The sequence below is a fragment of the Amycolatopsis sp. NPDC049252 genome (genome assembly GCF_043197175.1).
Taxonomy (GTDB): Bacteria; Actinomycetota; Actinomycetes; order Mycobacteriales; family Pseudonocardiaceae; genus Amycolatopsis.
In genome coordinates this window covers 1-18,372 of record NZ_JBICSQ010000120.1, presented here as the reverse complement: position 1 = coordinate 18,372, position 18,372 = coordinate 1, and the positions used below count along the sequence as shown (strand labels likewise).

The following is an 18,372-nucleotide window of genomic DNA, read 5'->3' as shown; positions in this document are numbered from 1 at the left end:
ACGACAAGCTGCTCGCGGACCTCGGCGCGTTCGCCGACGGGGAGCGCGCCGCGCTGACCGAACGCCACCGCACCCCGCAGGACGAGACGCCCGGAGGATCCGCCTCGTGAGCGCACCGCACCCGGCCCCGGCGAACTTCGCCTGGCTGCTCGACGACTTCGTGCGCAAGGTCCACGGCGTCAGCCACGCGCTGATCATGAGCGTGGACGGCTTCCCCCTCACCGCCTCCGACTCGGTCGGCGAAGCCGAGGCCGAACAGCTGGCGGCCATCGCCAGCGGCCTGCTCTCGCTGGCCGGCAACAGCGCGGCGCTGTTCGGCAAGGGCGCCTGCGAGCAGATCATCATCCGCCTCACCCACGGCTACTTCCTGTTCATGGGCATCGGTTCCGGCGCCGGGCTGGCGGTGCTGACCTCGGGGGAGGCGGACATGAAGGTCGTCGCCTACGAGATGACCCAGTTCATCACCAACGCCGGCCACGCGCTCACCCCCGAGGTGCGCGCCGAGCTGCGCCAGGTACTGACCGCTCGCCGGCCTCGGGTGTGACGGCTGTGCCCCACGAGGAAGTGATGCCCGTGTCCCCAGTGGACACTCCAGCCAACTCACCGCTACCGCGCCGCAGCCGCCGGATCCGCGCCTACGCACTCACCGGCGGCCGTACCAGCACCCGCCACCAGCTGCTGGTGGAGACGCTGGTCTCGGTGCCGCAGTACGACCCGGCCCTGGCCGACACGCTGATGCCCGAGTCGCGCTCGCTCTACGAACGCGCCCGGGTGCGGTGCTCCATCGCCGAGCTGTCGGTCGGGCTGGGCCTGCCGCTGGGCGTGGTGCGCGTGCTGATCGGCGACCTCGCGTCCCAGGGCGCGGTCTTCGTCCACCCCACGGCGCACGCCTACCACCACGACACGAACGTGCTCGAGAGGATCCTTGATGGGCTCAAGCGGCTCCCCGCCTGAGGGCGATCTGCTGGCGATCTCCGCGAAGATCGTCGTCGCCGGGGGCTTCGGTGTCGGAAAGACCACCTTCGTGGGCGCGGTCTCGGAAACCCCGCCGATGAGCAACGAGGCGTGGATGACCGAGGCCGGCGAAGGCATCGACGACGTCCCGCCCGGCGGCAAGTCGACCACCACCGTCGCGATGGACTTCGGCCGCATCACGCTGCGCCCGGACCTGCTGCTGTACCTGTTCGGCACGCCGGGGCAGGCGCGGTTCTGGTTCCTCTGGGACGACCTCAGCCGCGGCGCGCTCGGCGCGGTCGTGCTGGTCGACACCAGCCGGATCGACGAGTCTTTCGCGGCGATCGACTACTTCGAGAACGACTCGGAGCTGCCGTTCGTCGTCGCGGTCAACCAGTTCGAGGGCAAGCCGGTGTACGACCTCGACGAGGTGCGCGACGCGCTGGCCCTCGACCCGGCCGTCCCGCTGATCACCTGCGACGCCCGCGACCGCGCCTCGACGATCGCCGCGCTGACCGAGCTGGTCAGCCACACCCTTGCGCTGGCCGTGCTGTCCGGTCCGCCGGGCCGCGAGCTCGCCGGCAGCGCCCCGCACGCCTGATCGCCACGAAACCGGAGGAGAAGAACCGCATGCGCAAGGTCCTGATCGTGGGCGCCGGGCAGTCCGGGCTGCAGCTGGCGCTGGGCCTGCTGGGCGAGGACTACGACGTCACGGTGATGTCCGCGCGGACCCCGGACGAAATCCGGTCCGGGCGCGTGCTGTCGACCCAGTGCATGTTCCACGACGCGCTGCAGCACGAGCGCGAGCTGGGCGTGAACCTCTGGGAAGCCGAGACGGTGAACGTCGAGGGCCTCGGCGTCTCGGTGGCCGCGCCCGACGGTGACCGCGCGCTCGACTGGTTCGCCGAGCTGGACGAGGTCGCCCAGTCGGTCGACCAGCGGGTGAAGATGGCCGGCTGGCTCGAGCTGTTCGAGGAGCGCGGCGGCAAGCTCGTGATCCACGGCGTGATGACGTCCGAACTCGACGCTTTGGCCCGGCTCTACGACCTGGTGGTCGTCTCGGCCGGCAAGGGCGAGCTGGTGCAGCTGTTCGACCGGGTGCCCGAGCGCTCGCCCTACACGCAGCCGCAGCGCGCGCTGTCGCTGGCCTACGCCCACGGCGTGCACCGGCGCCCGGAGCACCCGGAGAAGGCGGCGGTGCGGTTCACCATCGTCCCCGGCGTCGGCGAACTGTTCATGATCCCGGCGTACACGCTCAGCGGGAACTGCGACATCCTCTTCTTCGAGGGGATCCCCGGCGGCCCGCTGGACTGCTTCGACGACCGCCCGGACGCGGCCGACCACTTCGCGCGCATCCTCGACCTGATGAAGCGGTTCGTGCCCTGGGAGTACGAGCGCTGCCGGGACGCCGAGCTGACCGACGCGAAGGCGACGCTGGCCGGCGGCTACACGCCGGTCGTGCGCAACCCGGTCGGCACCCTGCCGGGCGGCGCGACCGTGCTGGGCATGGCCGACGTCGTCGTGGCGAACGACCCGATCACCGGTCAGGGATCGAACAACGCGAGCCACTGCGCCGCGACCTACCTGGACGCGATCGTCGGGCACGGCGACCGGCCGTTCGACGCGGCGTGGATGGACGCCACGTTCGAGCGCTACTGGGAGTACGCCCGGCACGTCACCGAATGGACCAACGCGCTGCTCCAGCCGCCGCCCCCGCACGTGCTCCAGATCCTCGGCGTCGCGGGCCAGAACCCGGCCGTGGCGAAGCGGTTCGCGAACGGGTTCACCGATCCGACGGACTTCCAGCACTGGTTCATGGACCCCGCACTCTGGGAGAAGTACCTGGCAGAGGTCTAGATCGCGACGCGCCGGGCTGTCGCCGCCGGGCATTTCGGGCTACGGTAGTTACGTAGCGTGAGTGCGATCCGGAGGTGTGTGGCATGCGGGCGATGTGGAAGGGCTCGGTCTCGTTCGGGCTGGTGTCCATTCCGATCCAGCTGTACGCCGCCACGGAGAACAAGAACGTCTCCCTCCGGCAGGTGCACGAGGCCGACGGCGGCCGCATCCAGTACAAGCGGTTCTGCACGATCGACGGCGCGGAGGTGCCCTACGCCGAGATCGCCAAGGGCTACGAGCTGCCCGACGGCGAGATGGTCGTGATCACCGACGCCGAGATGGCCGAGCTGCCGCTGTCCTCGCAGCGCACGATCGACGTGCTGGAGTTCGTCCCGCTGGAGTCGATCGACCCGATCCAGTACGACCGGACGTACTACCTGGAGCCGCAGAAGAACGCGGTGAAGCCCTACATCGTGCTGCGCGACGCCCTGCACAAGGCCGGCCAGGTCGCCGTCGCGAAGGTCGCCGTGCGGCAGCGCGAGAGCATGGCGGTGCTGCGCGTGCACGCCGACGTCCTGGTGATGACGACCATGCTGTGGCCCGACGAGGTCCGCGAGCCGGACTTCCCGTTCCTGCGCGACGACCCGCCGCAGATCCGGCCGCAGGAGCTGTCCATGGCCGGTTCCCTGATCGACTCGCTGGCCGAGCCGGTGTACGAGTCCGAAAAGTACCGGGACCACTACCGCGAGGCCCTCGAGGAGATGATCGAGGCGAAGGTCGCGGGGGAGGAGACGACCAAGCCCGCGGCGGTCACCGCCAAGGCCGACGTCGTCGACCTGATGGCGGCGCTGCAGGCCAGTGTGGACGCGGCGAAGAAGTCGCGCGAGCCGGCCAAGGCGGCGGCGTCCGAGTCGAAAGCGTCCACTTCGGAAAGGTCCGATTCGGACACCGAGGGCGAGAAACCGGCCAAGAAGCCGGCCGCGCGCAAACGCGCCCCGAAGAAGTCCGCCTGACCGCACGGACGGGTGGTCGTCCCGACACGCCGTCCCCGTACCACGCCCGGCCGCATCCCGGTGGTACCAAGGGGTGCGGTCGTTTCGCGTCCAGCACGATCGCGGAAGGGTGGACGGGTCATGGACTGCGCGTCCTGCGATGCGGGGATCGATCACTGCCACGGCACGCTGGTGGTGCACCCGGACGGCGGCTTCGCCGAGTGCACCGATCCGGGCTGTGTGGACGGTGAGCGTCTCCGGCACGGGCTGATCGTCGACTGCCAGACCCTCGGCGGCGGGTGCGCCTGCGCGACCGCGCCGGGAAAACCCTTGCTGCGCCAGGTTTCCTGAGCCTCCCGCCAGGATCCGTGAAGGCCTTCCCACCGGGCGTCACTGTCCACGGGGGAGGGCCTTCACGGCTGTGAGGAGAACGTCAAGAAGGTAACCCGATCGTGTATGCATCTGTGTACACGGGCTTGGCGATGTGCTAACACTAACGAGGTCCTTCGGCTCTCCCTCCCCCTCGGAGCCGGAGGACCCTTTCATGTCCGGGGCCGGTCCGTGATGGATACGTCAGCCCCAGCTGTACAGTTCAGTGTATGGTGACATGTGAGACGCGGGAGTCGGCGCTCTCCCGGATCGGGCGGGCGCTCGCCGACCCGACCCGCTGCCGGATCCTGACCGCGCTGCTGGACGGACCCTGTTACCCCGGGCGGCTCGCGGGCGAGCTCGGCCTGAGCCGGTCCAACGTTTCGAACCACCTGTCGTGCCTGCGGGGCTGCGGGCTGGTGGTGGCGAGCTACGAGGGCCGTCAGGTGCGCTACGACCTCGCCGACGCCCACCTGGCCCGCGCGCTGCGCGAACTGGTCCAGGTGGTGCTGGCGGTCGAACCGGGGGACGACTGTGACGATGAGGACCGGGCCAATGAGGATCGGGCCGGTGAGGATCGGGCCACTGTGGACCGGACCGATGTGGACCGGACCGATGTGGACCGGCCGGTGACGGCGCGGTGACCGCGGCGGCGGGGGAGCCCGTGACGTGCGCCGACGGGTGCTGCGCCGCGGAAGGAACGGCGCCGGCCGCGGATCGCCGGGCGGTGCTGGTACGCCGCGTCCGGCTGCTGGTGGCGGCGACGATCACCTACAACGTCGTCGAAGCCGTGATCGCCCTGACCGCGGGGACCGCCGCCTCGTCGGGCGCGCTGATCGGCTTCGGGCTGGATTCGGTGATCGAAGTGGCCTCGGCCGTCGCCGTCGCGTGGCAGTTTTCGGGAAAAAATCACGAAGTGCGCGAACGGCGGGCGCTGAAAATGATCGCGCTGTCGTTTTTCGCATTGGCGATCTACGTCACGTTTGAAGCTGTACGGACGTTTTTCGCGGCGGCGGCGCCGGAAGGTTCGATCACCGGGGCCGTGCTCGCGGCGGTTTCGCTCGCCGTGATGCCCGCGCTTTCGGCGGCTCAGCGCCGCGCGGGGCGGGAACTGGGCTCGGCCAGCGCGGTCGCCGACTCACGGCAGACCCTGCTCTGCACGTACCTTTCGGCCGTGCTGCTGGCCGGGTTGCTGCTCAACACGCTGTTCGGCTGGTGGTGGGCCGATCCGGCCGTCGCGCTCGCGATCGCTTTCGTCGCAACGAGAGAAGGCCGAACGGCCTGGCGCGGTCAGCATTGCTGCTGACGCGCGCCAGGCCGACGGCGGGGGTCACGGGATCAGTACCAGTGCGCGCGGCCACCGATCTTGCGGCCGGTGCCGCCGAGGATGGCCAGCGCCACGCCGGCCACGGCCAGCACGATGCCGATGGTGTACAGCACCGGAATACCGACAATGAAGCCGATGACCAGCAGAATGACACCGAGAACGATCACTTGACACACTCCTTCGCACGAGACCCGGCCCGGCTCCGTGCCGTCCGGGCGGATGCGTTTCTTCTCGAGGGGAGGATGGCCACTTTCCCGGTGCCCCAAACTGCGGCAAATGGAGCAACTTCTCGATCAGTACCGATAGTGATCGAGCTTGTACGGTCCCTCGACGTCCACGCCGATGTACTCGGCCTGCGCCTTGGTCAGCTGCGTCAGCCGCACCCCGAGGGCGTCCAGGTGCAGGCGGGCGACCTTTTCGTCCAGGTGCTTGGGCAGCCGGTGCACGTCGGTCGAGTATTCGCCGGGCTTGGTGAACAGCTCGATCTGGGCGATCGCCTGGTTGGTGAACGAGTTCGACATCACGAACGACGGGTGCCCGGTCGCGTTGCCGAGGTTCATCAGGCGGCCCTCGGAGAGCACGATGATCGCGTGCCCGTCGGTGAACGTCCACTCGTGCACCTGCGGCTTGATCTCGTGTTTGACGACGCCGGGCAGCTTCGCCAGGCCCGCCATGTCGATCTCGTTGTCGAAGTGCCCGACGTTGGCGACGATCGCGTTGTGCTTCATCCGGGTCATCTGGGCCGCGGAGATGATGCCGAAGTTGCCGGTGGTCGTGATGAAGATGTCGGCGGTCTCGACGACGTCGTCCAGCTCGACCACGTCGAGCCCGTCCATCGCGGCCTGCAGCGCGCAGATCGGGTCGATCTCGGTGACGGAGACCCGGGCGCCCTGGCCGCGCAGCGCCTCGACCGCGCCCTTGCCGACGTCGCCGTAGCCGCAGACGAGGACGCGCTTGCCGCCGATCATCACGTCGGTGGCCCGGTTGAGCCCGTCCACCAGGGAGTGCCGGATGCCGTACTTGTTGTCGAACTTGGACTTCGTCACCGAGTCGTTGACGTTCATCGCGGGGAAGAGCAGCTCGCCGTCCTTGGCGAGCTTGTAGAGCCGCTTGACGCCGTTGGTGGTCTCCTCGGTGACGCCGCGGATCTCCTTGGCCATCCGGGTGAACCGGTCGCCGTCCCTGGCGAGGCTGGCGCGCAGCGTCTCCAGGACGATCCGGTACTCGTCGGCGTCCTCTTCGGACGGTTGCGGGACGGCGCCCGCCGCCTCGAACTCGACTCCCTTGTGGACGAGCAGGGTGGCGTCACCACCGTCGTCGAGGATCATGTTCGGCGCCTGGCCGCCGGCGAAGGCGAAGAGCTGGTCGGTGCACCACCAGTACTCCTCGAGCGTCTCGCCCTTCCACGCGAACACCGGCGTGCCGGACGGCGCCTCGACCGTGCCCTCCGGGCCGACCACGACGGCCGCGGCGGCCTCGTCCTGGGTGGAGAAGATGTTGCAGGACACCCAGCGCACCTCGGCGCCGAGGGCGACCAGGGTCTCGATCAGCACGGCGGTCTGCACGGTCATGTGCAGGGACCCGGCGACGCGGGCGCCCTTCAGCGGCTGCGCGGCGGCGTACTCGCGGCGGATCGCCATCAGGCCGGGCATCTCGTGCTCGGCCAGCCGCAGCTGGGTCCGGCCGGCCTCGGCGAGCGTGAGGTCGGCGACGGCGAAGTCGAGTCCGTTGCGGCTCTGCAGTTTTTCGCTCATTCTTTCGTTCACTCCGGAATTCGTTGTACGGTCGGAAAAGGGCAGCACGAAGCACGGCACGGCGAGTGCCGGGAAGAAGGGGGTGGTCAGGCTAGCCGCGGCCGCGCGAGGCCGGGTTTGCTTGCCAGGTATGCAAAAAAGGACACCTCCCGTGGTGGGAGGCGCCCTTGGGTCCGTGATCCCCGGCCCGAGCGTGGCGGAAGGAATTCCGTCGCAGCGCCTCTCGGACCGGAAACGCGCCGAAGGCCGGCGCACGCGGTTTCCGTCGTCCAGGATGGCAAAGCGGCCGGGAGCCTGTCAAGCGAGGACGCAGGCCAGGAGAAGGTCGTCGACGTACTCGCCGCCGAGCAGGAATTCGTCCTGGAGCACGCCTTCCACGGCGAAGCCGCAGCTCGCGTAGAGCCGGCGGGCGCCGGTGTTGTGACCGAGCACGCGCAGGGTCAGCTTGCGCGCCCCGCGGCGGCGGGCCTCGGCGATGGCCGCGTCGACGAGCTGCCGTCCGATGCCGAGCCGGCGCCGGTCCGGGTCGACCGCGAGCCCGCCGACGACCAGCACGTGCCGGTGGGCGGGGATGCCGAACCCCTCGTCCAGGCGGACGTAGCCGGCCACCACGCCGTCGTGCTCGGCGACGAGCACGTCTTCCGGCTCGGTGCCCTCGCCGAAGAACGGCGTGCCGGGCGCCGGAGGGGGTGCCGGGGAGGTGTCCGGGCCCCAGGTGCGTTCGTCGAGGCGCGCCAGCGCGCCGTCGTCGGCGGTGGTGGCCGTGCGGGTCTCGATCACCGGTTCAGCGCCGCCCACGCCTCTTCGACGACGGCGGCGAACCGCGCCGGGTCGTGCGCGTCCTGGGTGGTGGTGTTGCGCAGCTGGACGGTCAGCCCGCCGCCGCTGCGCTGGCAGTTCATGACGAAGGAGTTCTCGGGGTCGACGCGCTGGCCCTGCGGGGTGATTTCGTTGTGGATCAGGCACTGGACGGGGCCGATCCGCTTCAGCTCGGTCGAGGGCAGTGCCTGGCCGAGGGCGGCGGTGTCCTCGTACTGCGCGAGCAGCTCGGGCGAGTCCGCGCGGACCGCGGCCACCTGGAACCCGCCTTCGAGGCCCGGGTCGCTGTAGGACCGGAACACGGCCGCCGCGCCGCCGTAGGCCGCCGAGATCCGCGACGCGTTCTCGCTTTCGGCCTTGTCGGCGCGCTCGATCTGCGACTTCCCGAGGGAACCGCCCTTGGCGACCTTCGCGACCGCGGCCTGCGTGGTCTCGAACCCGCCGAGGGTGTCCGGCAGCTTCAGCGGCTCGGGGCTCGGCCCGCCGAGCAGGCCGAGCACCAGCCACGGCACGCCGACCAGGAACGCGCCCACGAGCACGCCGGCCAGGCCGACGGCGACCGGGCGCGTGGACAGCGGACGGCGTGGAGCCCGCTGCCGGGCGGGCGGCAGCTGCAGCGGCTGTTGCTGCGGCGACTGCGGGCCGGGCAGCGGCTGCATCGGCTGTGACCGGGGCTGCTGCTGGGCAGGCGGCGGCTGCTGTGGCTGGTGGTGCGGCGGCTGTTGCGGCGCGGGCGGCTCCGACCGCTGCTCGGCGGGCGGCTGTGACGGCGACGGCTGCTGCTGCGCGGACGACGGCGACGGCTGCTGCGGCTGTGACTGCTGCTGGGTGGGCGGCTGGGCCGGCGACGGTTGCTCCGGCGCGGGCGGTGGCTCCTGCTGCGCGGGCGGCGTCGGCTGCTGGGGCGGCTCCGGCTCGGGTCCGGGCGGGAACTCTGTGGTCACCCGGAGGATCCTGGCGGAGCCGGGCATCCGGCGTGAAGGGCATTTCGCGGACAGAACCTCAGATGAGATGTGCGCGCCGCCAAATGCCCTCGGACCGGCCGCCGATCAGCCCCGCGTCACGCAGGAACGGCACGATCTTCTCGGCCATCCAGCGTCGCGTCTCGTGGAAGTGCGGGTTCGCCAAGGCCGCGGCCCGTCCTTCGCGCGGGTCGATCCCGACGCTCCGGTAGATCCGCGGGTCGACCATGCTGTCGATGACGCCGAAGGCCACCAGCGCCGTCCGCATCCGGTGCCGCTGCAGGCTCGCCTTCGACAGTTTCGGCGTCTCCCGCAGGACTTCCTCCTTCGCGAACCGGACGTGCCGGGCCTCTTCGACGACGTGGATCCGGTTGACCGAGCGGATCAGCGGCTGGATGCCGTCGTCGTCCATCATCGACCGCTGCAGCCGGTCGGTGGTCTCCTCGGCGACCAGCACGCTGGCGAACATCGACGGGCCGGCCGCGGTGGCGCCGAAGATCTTCGCCGCCCGGTGCACCACCTTCGGCACGCCGTAGCGCGGCACGCCGAGCCGCTCGGCGGTGCGGGCGAACATGACGGAGTGGCGGGTCTCGTCGCCGATCTCGGTCATCGCGTACTGGGCGTGCTCGGTGCGTGCGTCCAGGTCGAAGACGTACCGGGCGAGCAGCTGCATCAGCACGATCTCGAACCACAGCCCGACGCTCATGATGCTGGCCATCTCGTGCTTGGACAGCTCGATCCGCCGCTCCGGCGTCAGCTTCGCCCAGAGGTCGGTGCCGTAGAGGGAGAGGCGCTCGAGCGGCATGTACGCCTTGCCCTCGGCGAGCGGCGCGGCCCAGTCGATGTCCACGTACGGGTCGTAGGAGTTCTTCGCGGAGCTCTTGAGCAGGCGAGCCGCGGTGACGTCCCGATCCTGGGCGTCGACGCCCATGGCGGCCTCCGGAAAGTAGGGGGTACGCGATGTACTAGGTACTTCGGCAGCGTACACCGGCGGGCGGGTGGTGAGTAGGCTTTCGCCGTGACCAAGGTCGACGGGCGGGCGGCACGCTGGGCGGGCCAGCAGGAACGGCGGCGCGCGGAATTCGTCGACGCCGCCCTGGAGGCCATCGCCGAGCACGGCCCGGACGTCTCGACCGAGCAGATCGCCGAGCGCGCCGGCGTCGCGCGCACCCGCCTGTACCGGCACTTCGACGGCGCGCCCGACCTCCAGCGCGCGATCGCCTCCCGGGCGGCCGAGCTGGTGACCGCGGACCTGCAGCCGCTGTGGCACCCGTCGGGTTCCCCGCGCGAGATGATCGCCGCAGCCATCTCGACCCACCTGCGCTGGCTGACCGAGCACGCCCAGCTGCACCGCTACCTGGTCCGCACCCTGCCGAGCCTGCCGGAGGCGGGCCGCACCGACGTCCGCGGCGCGATCGCCCGCCACCTCAGCCGCCTGTTCACCGGCTACCTGACGGCGTTCGGCCTGGACCCGGCCCCGGCGGACACGATCGCGTTCGGCCTGGTCGGCTACGTCGAATCGGCGACCACCCGCTGGCTCGACCACCCGGGGTCGCTGAGCCTGGAGCAGCTGACGGCCCAGCTGACGGGCACGATCTGGGCGATGCTGGACCACACCCTCCGGGCGGGCGGAGTGGAACTGGACCCGGACCGCCCGCTGCCCTTGCCGGACGCCCTTTAGCCCTTCCGGCGGGGGTCAGTCCTCGCGTAGGAACTCGGCGCGGACCCCCAGCAGCCGCACCGCCCGGGTCAGCTCGAACATGCCCAGCACCTCCTGCGCCGCCCGGTCCAGTTCCGCCGCGTCGGACGTCGGTTCGGGAAGGGTCACGCTGTGCGTGTGGGTCATGAACGGCACGAACCGGACCTTCACCGCCACCCGCGCCGCCGGGCGGCCCTCCGCCAGGACGTCCTGGGCGACGCGCTTCGCCAGCGTCGACACCTCCGCCGCCATCACCGCCGGGTCCGTGAGGTCCTGCTGGAACGTCGTCTCACGGCTGCGGGAGCGGGCGACGTACGGCGTCGCGCTGACCTCGGCGTCGCTGATGCCGCCGCCGAGCAGGCGCAGCCACGGGCCCGCCTTGGGGCCGAACCGCGCCGCCAGGACCTCGACGTCCGCGCCGGCCAGGTCGAGGACCGTGGTGATGCCCAGCTCCGCGAGCTTCTTGGTGGTCTTGCCACCGATGCCCCACAGCGCGTCGGTCGGCCGGGAAGCCATCACCTCCCACCAGTTCTCCTGCGTCAGCCGGAAGATCCCGCCCGGCTTGCCGAAGCCGGTGGCGAGCTTCGCGCGCAGCTTGTTGTCGCCGATCCCGACCGCGCACGACAGGCCCGTCTCACGGGCGACGGCCGCGCGCAGGTCCGCGGCCAGCGCCTCCGGGTCGTCGGCCGTCGCGCCGACGAACGCCTCGTCCCAGCCCTGCACCTCCACGACCACCGGGAACTCCCGCAGCGTCGCCATCACGCGCTCGGACACCTCGAGGTAGGCCGGGGGATCCGACGGGAGGAACACCGCGTCGGGACAGCGTTTCGCGGCGATCCGCAGCGGCATCCCGGACTGGACCCCGAACGCGCGGGCCTCGTAGGACGCCGTCGCCACGACGGCGCGTTCGGCCGGGTCGCCGTTGCCGCCGACGACCACCGGTTTCCCGCGCAGCTCCGGGTGGCGGGCGATCTCGACCGCGGCGATGAACTGGTCGAGGTCGACGTGCAGGACCCACTTCACGGGCCCAGTCTGCCTCAGATGCGGTGCCGCGCCACGTGGGTCCAGACCGTGCCGGTCAGCGCGAGGATCCCGCAGAGCGTGACGCCGGGGTCGGGCAGGACCAGCCCGACGACCAGCAGGGTCACGGCGGCGACGTCCATCGCGATGAGCAGCGCGGTCTTGAGCGCGCGCGGTTTCCGGCGCCGGCCTTCCCGCAGGGCGGTGGCCAGGTCGGGGTCGCTGAGTTCGAGACTGCGCTCGATCTTCTCGAGCTCGGTTCGATCGTGGTGGCTGAGCATCGGGGTACTCCTTCGGCGCCGAACCCGCCGTTCCGCAAAGCAGATACCCCATCGTCCTCCCGGCGAACCGCCGAACGCCGTCTTGTTTCGTGCTTTTCGCTGCGCCGACCGGGTGATTGCCGATCCGTGACGGCCGCTGATCACGTTAGGTTCGCTTCGAACGTGGCCGGTCGAGGCCCGATCACGGAGGGGACACCCGCACGCGGGTGGCCGTGGGGGCCCGGTCCGGCCGGTGCCGCTTCGTGCCGGGCGTCTCCGGTCAAGCCCTCAACCAGCCGGAGGACTTTGATGACCCTGCCCACCGAACCGATCGGCAGCATCCCGCGCCCGGACTACCTCATCGCGGGACTCGGCGACCTCGCCGCCGGCCGCATCGACGCCGCCGCGCTCGGCGAGCTGGAGAGCCGCGCGCTGGCCGACACGATCAGCCGGTTCGAAGAAACCGGCTCGCCCGTGCTGACCGACGGCGAGCAGGGCAAGCCCAGCTTCGCGACGTACCCGCTGGCCGGGCTCACCGACCTGGCGCCGGACGGCGTCGTCATCCCGTTCGCCGACGGGCACACCCGCCAGCTGCCGCGGCTGACCGCGGGCCCGTTCCGCTACGCGACCCACGCGGATTCGTACCTGACGCGGGCTAAGGCCCTGACGGACAAGCCGGTCAAGCAGGCGGTGATCGCCGCGTCCGCGATCTCGCTCGTCTACCCGGCCGACGGCATCGAGGGCTACTCGCAGGAGCAGTTCATCGCGGACCTCGTCAACGAGGCCGAAGCGGACATCCGCCGCAGCCTCGACGCGGGCGCGGACAGCGTGCAGATCGACTTCACCGAGGGACGGCTGTCGCTGAAGCTCGACCCGTCCGGCGGGCTGCTGCGGCAGTTCGTCGACCTGAACAACGCCGTGCTCGACCGGTTCACCGCCGAGGAGCGCGCGAAGATCGGCGTCCACACCTGCCCGGGCGGAGACCAGGATTCCGTGCACAGCCTCGACGTCGACTACGCGGGCCTGCTGCCGGCGCTGTTCGACCTCAAGGCGGGCCGCTTCTTCGTCCAGCTCGCCAGCGAGGCCGAACCGGCGCGCGCGCTCGAGGTCATCAAGGCGAACCTCAAGGGGGACCAGCGGGTCTTCGTCGGCGTCATCGACCCGATCGACCCGCGCGTCGAGACGCCGGAGGAGGTCCGCGACCGGGTGCTCGCCGCCGCGAAGTACATCCCGGCCGACCGGCTCGGCACCTGCGACGACTGCGGGTTCTCGCCGTTCGCCGACGACACGTCGACCTCGCGTGACATCGCGTTCGCGAAGATCACCGCGCGCGTCGAAGGCACGAAGCTGGCCGCCGAGAAGCTGGGCTGACCGCGGTGCCGGGGGCTGCCTTCGCGGCGGCTCCCGGCGTCACGCGGCTTCGACGGCCACCCGGACGCCGAGGGTGACCAGCAGGGTGCCCATCACGGCGTCCAACCCGCGGCGGACCCGCCCGGACGCGAAGAACCGCCGCAGCGCGCCGACCACGACGGCCAGGGTGACGAACCACAGCACGGTGCCGGCGGTGGCGATGGCGGCCAGCTCGAGGGTCTGCGGGGTGGCGCCGTCGGCGGGCAGGAACTGGGGGAGCAGCGCCAGGAAGTACACCGCGACCTTCGGGTTGAGCAGGTTGGTGAGCAGCCCCTGCCGGAACGCGGCCCCGGCGCCCGTCGGCTTCGCGGTGCGCGTCTCCTCGAGATCCCGGTACTCCCCACGGCGCACGGCCAGCCACGCCCGGATCCCGAGGACCACCAGGTAACCGGCACCGACGAGCTTGACGATCGTGAAGGCCACGGCGGAGGCGGTCAGCACGGCCGCGACCCCGAACGCGATGGCGACGACCCAGGCGAACACCCCGAGCGCGATCCCACCCCCGGCGGCGATCCCGGCCCGCCGCCCGCCGGTGAGCGCCGAGCGGGTGACGACGACGAAGTCGGGCCCGGGCGACATCGCCCCGAGGATCACGACGAGCAGGAACGAAGCGGCGGTGGCACCCGGGATCATGGTCCCGAGGATAGGGGCCCGCGCCAGGGATTTTCAGCTTGCCTCGACGCAGGGTTCCCCGGTGCAGAGGTGGTCGCACAAGGCATCGACGCCGTCGGCGAGGGCGGTGAACTGCTCCGCGTTCAGCCCGTCGACGAACAAGGTCCGGACCAGTTCCGCGTGGCCTGCCGCGGCCGCGCGCAGGCGCGCTTGGCCATCGTCGGTGAGGTAGGCGATGACACCCCGGTCGTCCGAGGGGCACGAGCGGCGGCCGACCAGGCCGGCCTTCTCCAGCTGGGTCACCTGGTAGCTCAGCCCGCTCTTCGACGTCAGCGCGGCGCCCGCCAGCTCGGTCATCCGCAGCTCACCGTCCGCGGCCGCCAGCCGGGCGAGGACCTCGTACTGGGGGTGCGACAGCCCGGCGTCGTCGCGCAGCTGCTGCTCGACCTTGCGGGTCAGCAGCGTGCCCGCCATCAGGAACCCCTGCCACGTCTTCAGCTCGCGCTCGGTCAGCCACCGGGGATCGCCCATGCGTCCATGGTAGCAAGATTGTTCGAATTTGAACTTCGTGTAGGGTCGATCTTGTGGGCGACTCCAGGGGACTACTCATTCCAGGGACACAGCATGACGGCTGAGGTGCGGACGCGGGTGCGGATCCCGCTGCGGCTCGACGGCGGGCTCGCGGTCGACGCCGAGGCCGTCACCTTCCGCGGCCTGGCCGACGACGGCGAGCACCTCGCGTTCGTCCTGGGCACGCCGGGCGAGGTCCCGCTGGTGCGGCCGCATTCGGAGTGCCTCACCGGCGACGTGTTCGGTTCGGCGCGCTGCGACTGCGGGCCGCAGCTGGCCGAGGCCGTCGCGCGGATCTCCGAGGCCGGCGGGTACCTGCTGTACCTGCGCCAGGAGGGCCGGGGGATCGGCCTGTACAACAAGCTCGACGCGTACGCGCTGCAGGACGGCGGCCTTGACACCTACGCCGCGAACGCCGCGCTGGGCCTGCCCGAGGACGCCCGCGACTACACCGTCGCCGCGCAGATGCTGGGCGCGCTGGGGGTGGACCGGGTGGACCTGCTGTCGAACAACCCGGACAAGGCGGCTCAGCTGCGCGCCGCCGGGATCGCGGTCCGCGACCAGGTCGCGACCGGCGTGTACGCGACGGAGAACAACGTCCGGTACCTGCGCGCCAAGGCCGAGCAGACCGGGCACACGCTCAGCCTGCCCGGCATCGCCAGCTAGCCGAAGTCAGGTCAGGCGCTGGGCGGCGGCCGCGGCGGGGCCGGTGGTGAGTTTCTCCAGCAGTCCGATGAGGATGGTGCGTTCCTCCGGCGTCAGCGAGGAAGCCCAGGCCTGCTCGCGTTTGTTGTGGGCCTCGTAGGCGTCGGTGACCACGGCGAGGCCCGGCTCCGTGATGGCCAGGCTGACCGCTCGGCGGTCGCGAGGGACCTGGGTGCGCGTCACCAGGCCGTTGCCTTCCAGGGTCTTGACCAGCGCCGACACCGCCGCGCGGCTCATCCCGGCGAGCCGGGCGACGTGGCGTGACTCGAGCGGGCCTGCCAGCCAGAGCACGAACAGCACCCGGAACCCGGCCCAGCTCAGCCCGCGCGGGCGGTGGACCGTCGACTCCCAGTCGTAGACCAGCGCGCCGGTGAGGCGGTGCAGGGTCAGGCCGAGGCGCATCGCGACCGGGTCGGTCGAGGGCAGCGCGGCCTGCGTCTTCCCGATCGCGTAGTCGACGAACGAGAGGTAGTCGAGGTCGGCCGGCTGGTCGCTCATGCGGCCCAGGTTAAGCGACGAGGGGTTCCCAGCGGCGTCCCGCCGGGCTAGCCTGACCGGAACGATAGTCAAACCTTTGATCAAAGGAGCGGTCGTCGTGACGAAGAAGGCCTTCGCCTCCTCGGCGGACCTGACGGAGAAAGCCCAGACCCTGGAGGTCCTCGCCGACGGCGTCTACGCGCTGACCGCGGAGGGCGACCCCAACATCGGCGCCGTCGAAGGTGAGGACTTCCTCGTCTGCTTCGAGGCGCTCGCGACGCCCGTCGCGGCGCGCGAATGGCTCGCGAAACTGCGCGAGCACACCGACAAACCCGTGCGGTACCTGGTCTTGAGCCACTACCACGCGGTGCGCGTGCTGGGTGCGTCCGCGTTCGACGCCGAGGTGATCGTCGCGCACGAGAACACCCGCGCGCTGGTTGCCGAACGCGGCAAGGAGGACTGGGAGAGCGAGTTCGGCCGGATGCCGCGGCTGGCGAAGAGCGCGGAATCCGTCCCCGGCCTGACCTGGCCGACGCTCACCTTCTCCGACCGTCTCACGATCGACCTCGGCGGCGACCGCGGAGACCTCGTGCTGCAGTACTGCGGACGCGGGCACACCGAAGGCGACCTGGTGGCCTGGCTGCCGCGGCAGAAGATCCTCTACGCCGGCGACCTGGTGGAGGCCGAAGCCGCGCTGTACACCGGCGACGCCTTCCACCGCGAGTGGTCGTCGTCCACTTTGGACCGGGTGGCCGCCTTCGGTGCCGAGACGCTGATCGGCGGGCGCGGCGGGGTGAGCCGCGGTGCCGAAGCCGTCGAGGCCGCGATCGCGCAGACCCGGCACTTCCTGACGACGATGCTCCGCGAGGTCGGCGCGGTCCGGGACGCCGGCGGCACGCTCAAGCAGGCCTTCGAACGCACCCACGCGGCGCTGGTGGACCAGTACGGCCACTGGCCGATCTTCGAGCACTGCCTGCCCTTCGACGTCTCCCGGCTGTGGGACGAGCTGGGCGGGATCGAGCGGCCGGTGGTGTGGACCGCCGAACGCGACCGCGAAGTCTGGGACCAGCTGCAGGACTGACGATGACCGTCGCCGTCCTCGGCAGCGGCCCGGTCGGGCAGACGGCCGCGCTGCTGCTCGCGCGCTGGGGTGTGCCGGTGGTGCTCGTCGACGAGCACCCGGTGCGCGATCCCGTCGGTTCCAAGGCGATCTGCCAGCAACGGGACACTTTGGACGTCTGGGCCTCGCTCGGCGCCGGCTGCCTGGTGGACGAAGGCCTGACCTGGACGACCGCCCGGACGTTCCACCGTGACCGGGAGCTGTTCTCCTACCGGCTGCCGGACGCGGGATCCGCGCTGCCGCCGTTCGTCAACCTGTCGCAGGCCCGCGTCGAGGAGGTGCTGGACGAGCTGATCGCGCGTCAGCCGCTGATCGACGTCCGCCGGGGCCACCGCGTCACCGGCCTGACCCAGCCCGGCCGTGTGGTCGTCACGTGCGAGACGGCGGACGGGCCGCGCCGGATCGAGGCCGACTACGCCATCGCCTGCGCGGGCGCGCGCGGCGACGCGGTGCGCCGGGCCCTCGGCCAGCACCTGGCCGGGGTGTCCTTCCGGGACCTGTTCCTGATCTGCGACATCCGCGCCGAACTCGACGGCTGGGCGGCCGAGCGGCGGTTCTACTTCGACCCGCCGTGGAACCCCGGCCGCCAGGTGCTGATCCACCCGTGCCCCGGCTCGCGGTTCCGCGTCGACTGGCAGGTTCCCGCCGGCTACGACCTCGCCGCCGAGGAGACCGGTGGCGCCCTGGACCAGCGGATCCGGGCGATCCTCGGTGACCGGCCGTACGAGGTGGTCTGGCGCTCGGTGTACCGGTTCCACACCCGCCTGGTCGAGCGGATGCGCGTCGGGCGCGTCCTGCTGGCCGGGGACTGCGCGCACCTCGTCGCGCCGTTCGGCGCCCGCGGGCTCAACTCCGGCGTCGCCGACGCGGAGAACGCCGCGTGGAAGCTGGCCTGGGTCCTGCGCGGGCACGCGGGGGAGGAGCTGCTGGAGAGCTACCACACCGAGCGGCACGCGGCGGCCGTGGAGAACGCCGAGGTGACGACGGCGACCATGGACTTCCTGGTGCCCCAGGACGAGGAGCGGCGCGAACACCGCGCCAGGGTGCTGGCCGGGGGTGACCACGCCGAGGTCGACTCGGGGCGGCTGGCCGAGCCGTTCTGGTACGCGGACTCGCCGTTGACGACGCCGGATCCGCGACGTCCGTTCGCCGGGCGCCCACCGCGGGGCACACTGCCGCCACCGGGGCCGGGGGTGCTGCTGCCGGACGTCACCGTCGCGAGTGGACGGTTGCGCGACCTGGCCCGGCAGGGCTTCCTGCTGCTGACGACGCCGGGGGTCGACGCCGCGGGAATGCGGTCGGCGGAGATCCCGGTGGGCGGCGCGCTGGGTGCGCGCCCGGGCGAGGCCTGGCTGGTCCGCCCGGACGCGTACGTCGCCGCCGTGCTGCCCGGCCCGACCGCGCCGGAGGTCGCCGTTGCCCTCCGGCGCGGCTCGAGCGGTCGTGAGTGAGAAACAGTGTTAGAACACCGTTTCTCACTCACGAC

23 protein-coding genes and 1 riboswitch are annotated in these 18,372 nt (G+C 71.3%); of the genes, 13 read left to right on the top strand and 10 right to left on the bottom strand.

Going from position 1 to position 18,372, the window contains the following annotated elements; genetic code table 11:
- The first annotated feature begins 106 nt into the window (after window positions 1-106).
- From ACGFMK_RS45880 to ACGFMK_RS45845, 8 genes are all read left to right on the top strand, one after another.
- Window positions 107-544 (top strand): roadblock/LC7 domain-containing protein, encoded by a 438-nt coding sequence (locus ACGFMK_RS45880; RefSeq protein ID WP_125315245.1) that lies wholly within the window; start codon window positions 107-109, stop codon window positions 542-544.
- A 23-nt stretch (window positions 545-567) separates the two neighbouring features.
- Complete coding sequence (locus ACGFMK_RS45875) at window positions 568-954, top strand: DUF742 domain-containing protein (protein ID WP_392777330.1); 387 nt, start codon at window positions 568-570, stop codon at window positions 952-954.
- A complete protein-coding gene (locus ACGFMK_RS45870) occupies window positions 929-1,555 on the top strand; it encodes an ATP/GTP-binding protein (RefSeq protein ID WP_392777327.1) in 627 nt (208 codons plus the stop codon). The genes ACGFMK_RS45875 and ACGFMK_RS45870 overlap by 26 nt, the downstream gene beginning before the upstream one ends.
- Window positions 1,556-1,584: 29 nt before the next feature.
- Window positions 1,585-2,811, top strand: a complete 1,227-nt coding sequence (locus ACGFMK_RS45865) for a styrene monooxygenase/indole monooxygenase family protein (RefSeq protein ID WP_392777324.1) — start codon at window positions 1,585-1,587, stop codon at window positions 2,809-2,811.
- Window positions 2,812-2,894: 83 nt separating this feature from the next.
- Window positions 2,895-3,803 carry a Ku protein gene (locus tag ACGFMK_RS45860; protein ID WP_392777321.1) on the top strand — a complete coding sequence of 303 codons (909 nt, stop codon included), beginning with the start codon at window positions 2,895-2,897 and terminating at the stop codon, window positions 3,801-3,803.
- A 120-nt stretch (window positions 3,804-3,923) separates the two neighbouring features.
- Window positions 3,924-4,133, top strand: coding sequence for a hypothetical protein (locus ACGFMK_RS45855; RefSeq protein WP_392777318.1), 210 nt, complete (start codon window positions 3,924-3,926; stop codon window positions 4,131-4,133).
- A gap of 248 nt (window positions 4,134-4,381) precedes the next feature.
- Window positions 4,382-4,795 (top strand): ArsR/SmtB family transcription factor, encoded by a 414-nt coding sequence (locus ACGFMK_RS45850; RefSeq protein WP_392777315.1) that lies wholly within the window; start codon window positions 4,382-4,384, stop codon window positions 4,793-4,795.
- On the top strand, window positions 4,792-5,457 hold the full coding sequence (locus ACGFMK_RS45845; protein ID WP_392777313.1) for a cation transporter: 666 nt from the start codon (window positions 4,792-4,794) through the stop codon (window positions 5,455-5,457). The genes ACGFMK_RS45850 and ACGFMK_RS45845 overlap by 4 nt, the downstream gene beginning before the upstream one ends.
- A gap of 32 nt (window positions 5,458-5,489) precedes the next feature.
- On the opposite strand, the gene ACGFMK_RS45840 is transcribed toward ACGFMK_RS45845, so the two are convergent.
- From ACGFMK_RS45840 to ACGFMK_RS45820, 5 genes are all read right to left on the bottom strand, one after another.
- Window positions 5,490-5,645: a hypothetical protein gene (locus tag ACGFMK_RS45840; RefSeq protein ID WP_247052228.1), complete on the bottom strand. Its 156-nt coding sequence runs from the start codon at window positions 5,643-5,645 to the stop codon at window positions 5,490-5,492.
- 126 nt (window positions 5,646-5,771) lie between these two features.
- Window positions 5,772-7,232 (bottom strand): adenosylhomocysteinase, encoded by a 1,461-nt coding sequence (gene ahcY, locus ACGFMK_RS45835; protein WP_392777308.1) that lies wholly within the window; start codon window positions 7,230-7,232, stop codon window positions 5,772-5,774.
- Window positions 7,233-7,384: 152 nt separating this feature from the next.
- Window positions 7,385-7,463: riboswitch (S-adenosyl-L-homocysteine riboswitch) on the bottom strand.
- A gap of 66 nt (window positions 7,464-7,529) precedes the next feature.
- On the bottom strand, window positions 7,530-8,030 hold the full coding sequence (locus ACGFMK_RS45830) for a GNAT family N-acetyltransferase (RefSeq protein ID WP_392777306.1): 501 nt from the start codon (window positions 8,028-8,030) through the stop codon (window positions 7,530-7,532).
- Window positions 8,009-8,995 carry a hypothetical protein gene (locus tag ACGFMK_RS45825; RefSeq protein ID WP_392777303.1) on the bottom strand — a complete coding sequence of 329 codons (987 nt, stop codon included), beginning with the start codon at window positions 8,993-8,995 and terminating at the stop codon, window positions 8,009-8,011. Before ACGFMK_RS45825 ends, ACGFMK_RS45830 begins: the two co-directional genes overlap by 22 nt.
- A 58-nt stretch (window positions 8,996-9,053) precedes the next feature.
- Window positions 9,054-9,944: a diiron oxygenase gene (locus ACGFMK_RS45820; RefSeq protein ID WP_392777300.1), complete on the bottom strand. Its 891-nt coding sequence runs from the start codon at window positions 9,942-9,944 to the stop codon at window positions 9,054-9,056.
- Between the two features lie 87 nt (window positions 9,945-10,031).
- Here ACGFMK_RS45820 and ACGFMK_RS45815 point away from each other — a divergent pair, with 87 nt between their 5' ends.
- Window positions 10,032-10,694, top strand: a complete 663-nt coding sequence (locus tag ACGFMK_RS45815; RefSeq protein ID WP_392777297.1) for a TetR/AcrR family transcriptional regulator — start codon at window positions 10,032-10,034, stop codon at window positions 10,692-10,694.
- Between the two features lie 15 nt (window positions 10,695-10,709).
- Here the strand turns inward: ACGFMK_RS45815 and ACGFMK_RS45810 are convergent, their stop codons facing one another.
- Complete coding sequence (locus tag ACGFMK_RS45810; RefSeq protein WP_392777294.1) at window positions 10,710-11,735, bottom strand: DNA polymerase IV; 1,026 nt, start codon at window positions 11,733-11,735, stop codon at window positions 10,710-10,712.
- Between the two features lie 14 nt (window positions 11,736-11,749).
- Complete coding sequence (locus tag ACGFMK_RS45805) at window positions 11,750-12,013, bottom strand: DUF3040 domain-containing protein (RefSeq protein WP_392777291.1); 264 nt, start codon at window positions 12,011-12,013, stop codon at window positions 11,750-11,752.
- 288 nt (window positions 12,014-12,301) lie between these two features.
- On the opposite strand from ACGFMK_RS45805, the gene ACGFMK_RS45800 reads away from it, so the two are divergent.
- Complete coding sequence (locus ACGFMK_RS45800; protein WP_392777288.1) at window positions 12,302-13,363, top strand: cobalamin-independent methionine synthase II family protein; 1,062 nt, start codon at window positions 12,302-12,304, stop codon at window positions 13,361-13,363.
- Between the two features lie 39 nt (window positions 13,364-13,402).
- Here the strand turns inward: ACGFMK_RS45800 and ACGFMK_RS45795 are convergent, their stop codons facing one another.
- Both ACGFMK_RS45795 and ACGFMK_RS45790 read right to left on the bottom strand, forming a co-directional pair.
- A complete protein-coding gene (locus ACGFMK_RS45795) occupies window positions 13,403-14,035 on the bottom strand; it encodes a LysE family translocator (protein WP_392777285.1) in 633 nt (210 codons plus the stop codon).
- Window positions 14,036-14,068: 33 nt separating this feature from the next.
- Window positions 14,069-14,545 (bottom strand): MarR family winged helix-turn-helix transcriptional regulator, encoded by a 477-nt coding sequence (locus tag ACGFMK_RS45790; RefSeq protein WP_392777282.1) that lies wholly within the window; start codon window positions 14,543-14,545, stop codon window positions 14,069-14,071.
- A 93-nt stretch (window positions 14,546-14,638) separates the two neighbouring features.
- Here ACGFMK_RS45790 and ribA point away from each other — a divergent pair, with 93 nt between their 5' ends.
- The gene (gene ribA, locus ACGFMK_RS45785; protein ID WP_392777279.1) at window positions 14,639-15,250 is read left to right on the top strand and encodes a GTP cyclohydrolase II; all 612 of its coding nucleotides are present in this window, start codon (window positions 14,639-14,641) and stop codon (window positions 15,248-15,250) included.
- 6 nt (window positions 15,251-15,256) lie between these two features.
- Here ribA and ACGFMK_RS45780 read toward each other — a convergent pair whose 3' ends face one another.
- Window positions 15,257-15,787, bottom strand: coding sequence for a MarR family winged helix-turn-helix transcriptional regulator (locus ACGFMK_RS45780; RefSeq protein WP_392777276.1), 531 nt, complete (start codon window positions 15,785-15,787; stop codon window positions 15,257-15,259).
- Between the two features lie 97 nt (window positions 15,788-15,884).
- On the opposite strand from ACGFMK_RS45780, the gene ACGFMK_RS45775 reads away from it, so the two are divergent.
- Together ACGFMK_RS45775 and ACGFMK_RS45770 are read left to right on the top strand one after the other, a co-directional pair.
- On the top strand, window positions 15,885-16,847 hold the full coding sequence (locus ACGFMK_RS45775) for an MBL fold metallo-hydrolase (RefSeq protein WP_392777273.1): 963 nt from the start codon (window positions 15,885-15,887) through the stop codon (window positions 16,845-16,847).
- Between the two features lie 2 nt (window positions 16,848-16,849).
- Window positions 16,850-18,337: an FAD-dependent monooxygenase gene (locus ACGFMK_RS45770; protein WP_392777271.1), complete on the top strand. Its 1,488-nt coding sequence runs from the start codon at window positions 16,850-16,852 to the stop codon at window positions 18,335-18,337.
- The last annotated feature ends 35 nt before the right edge of the window (window positions 18,338-18,372 follow it).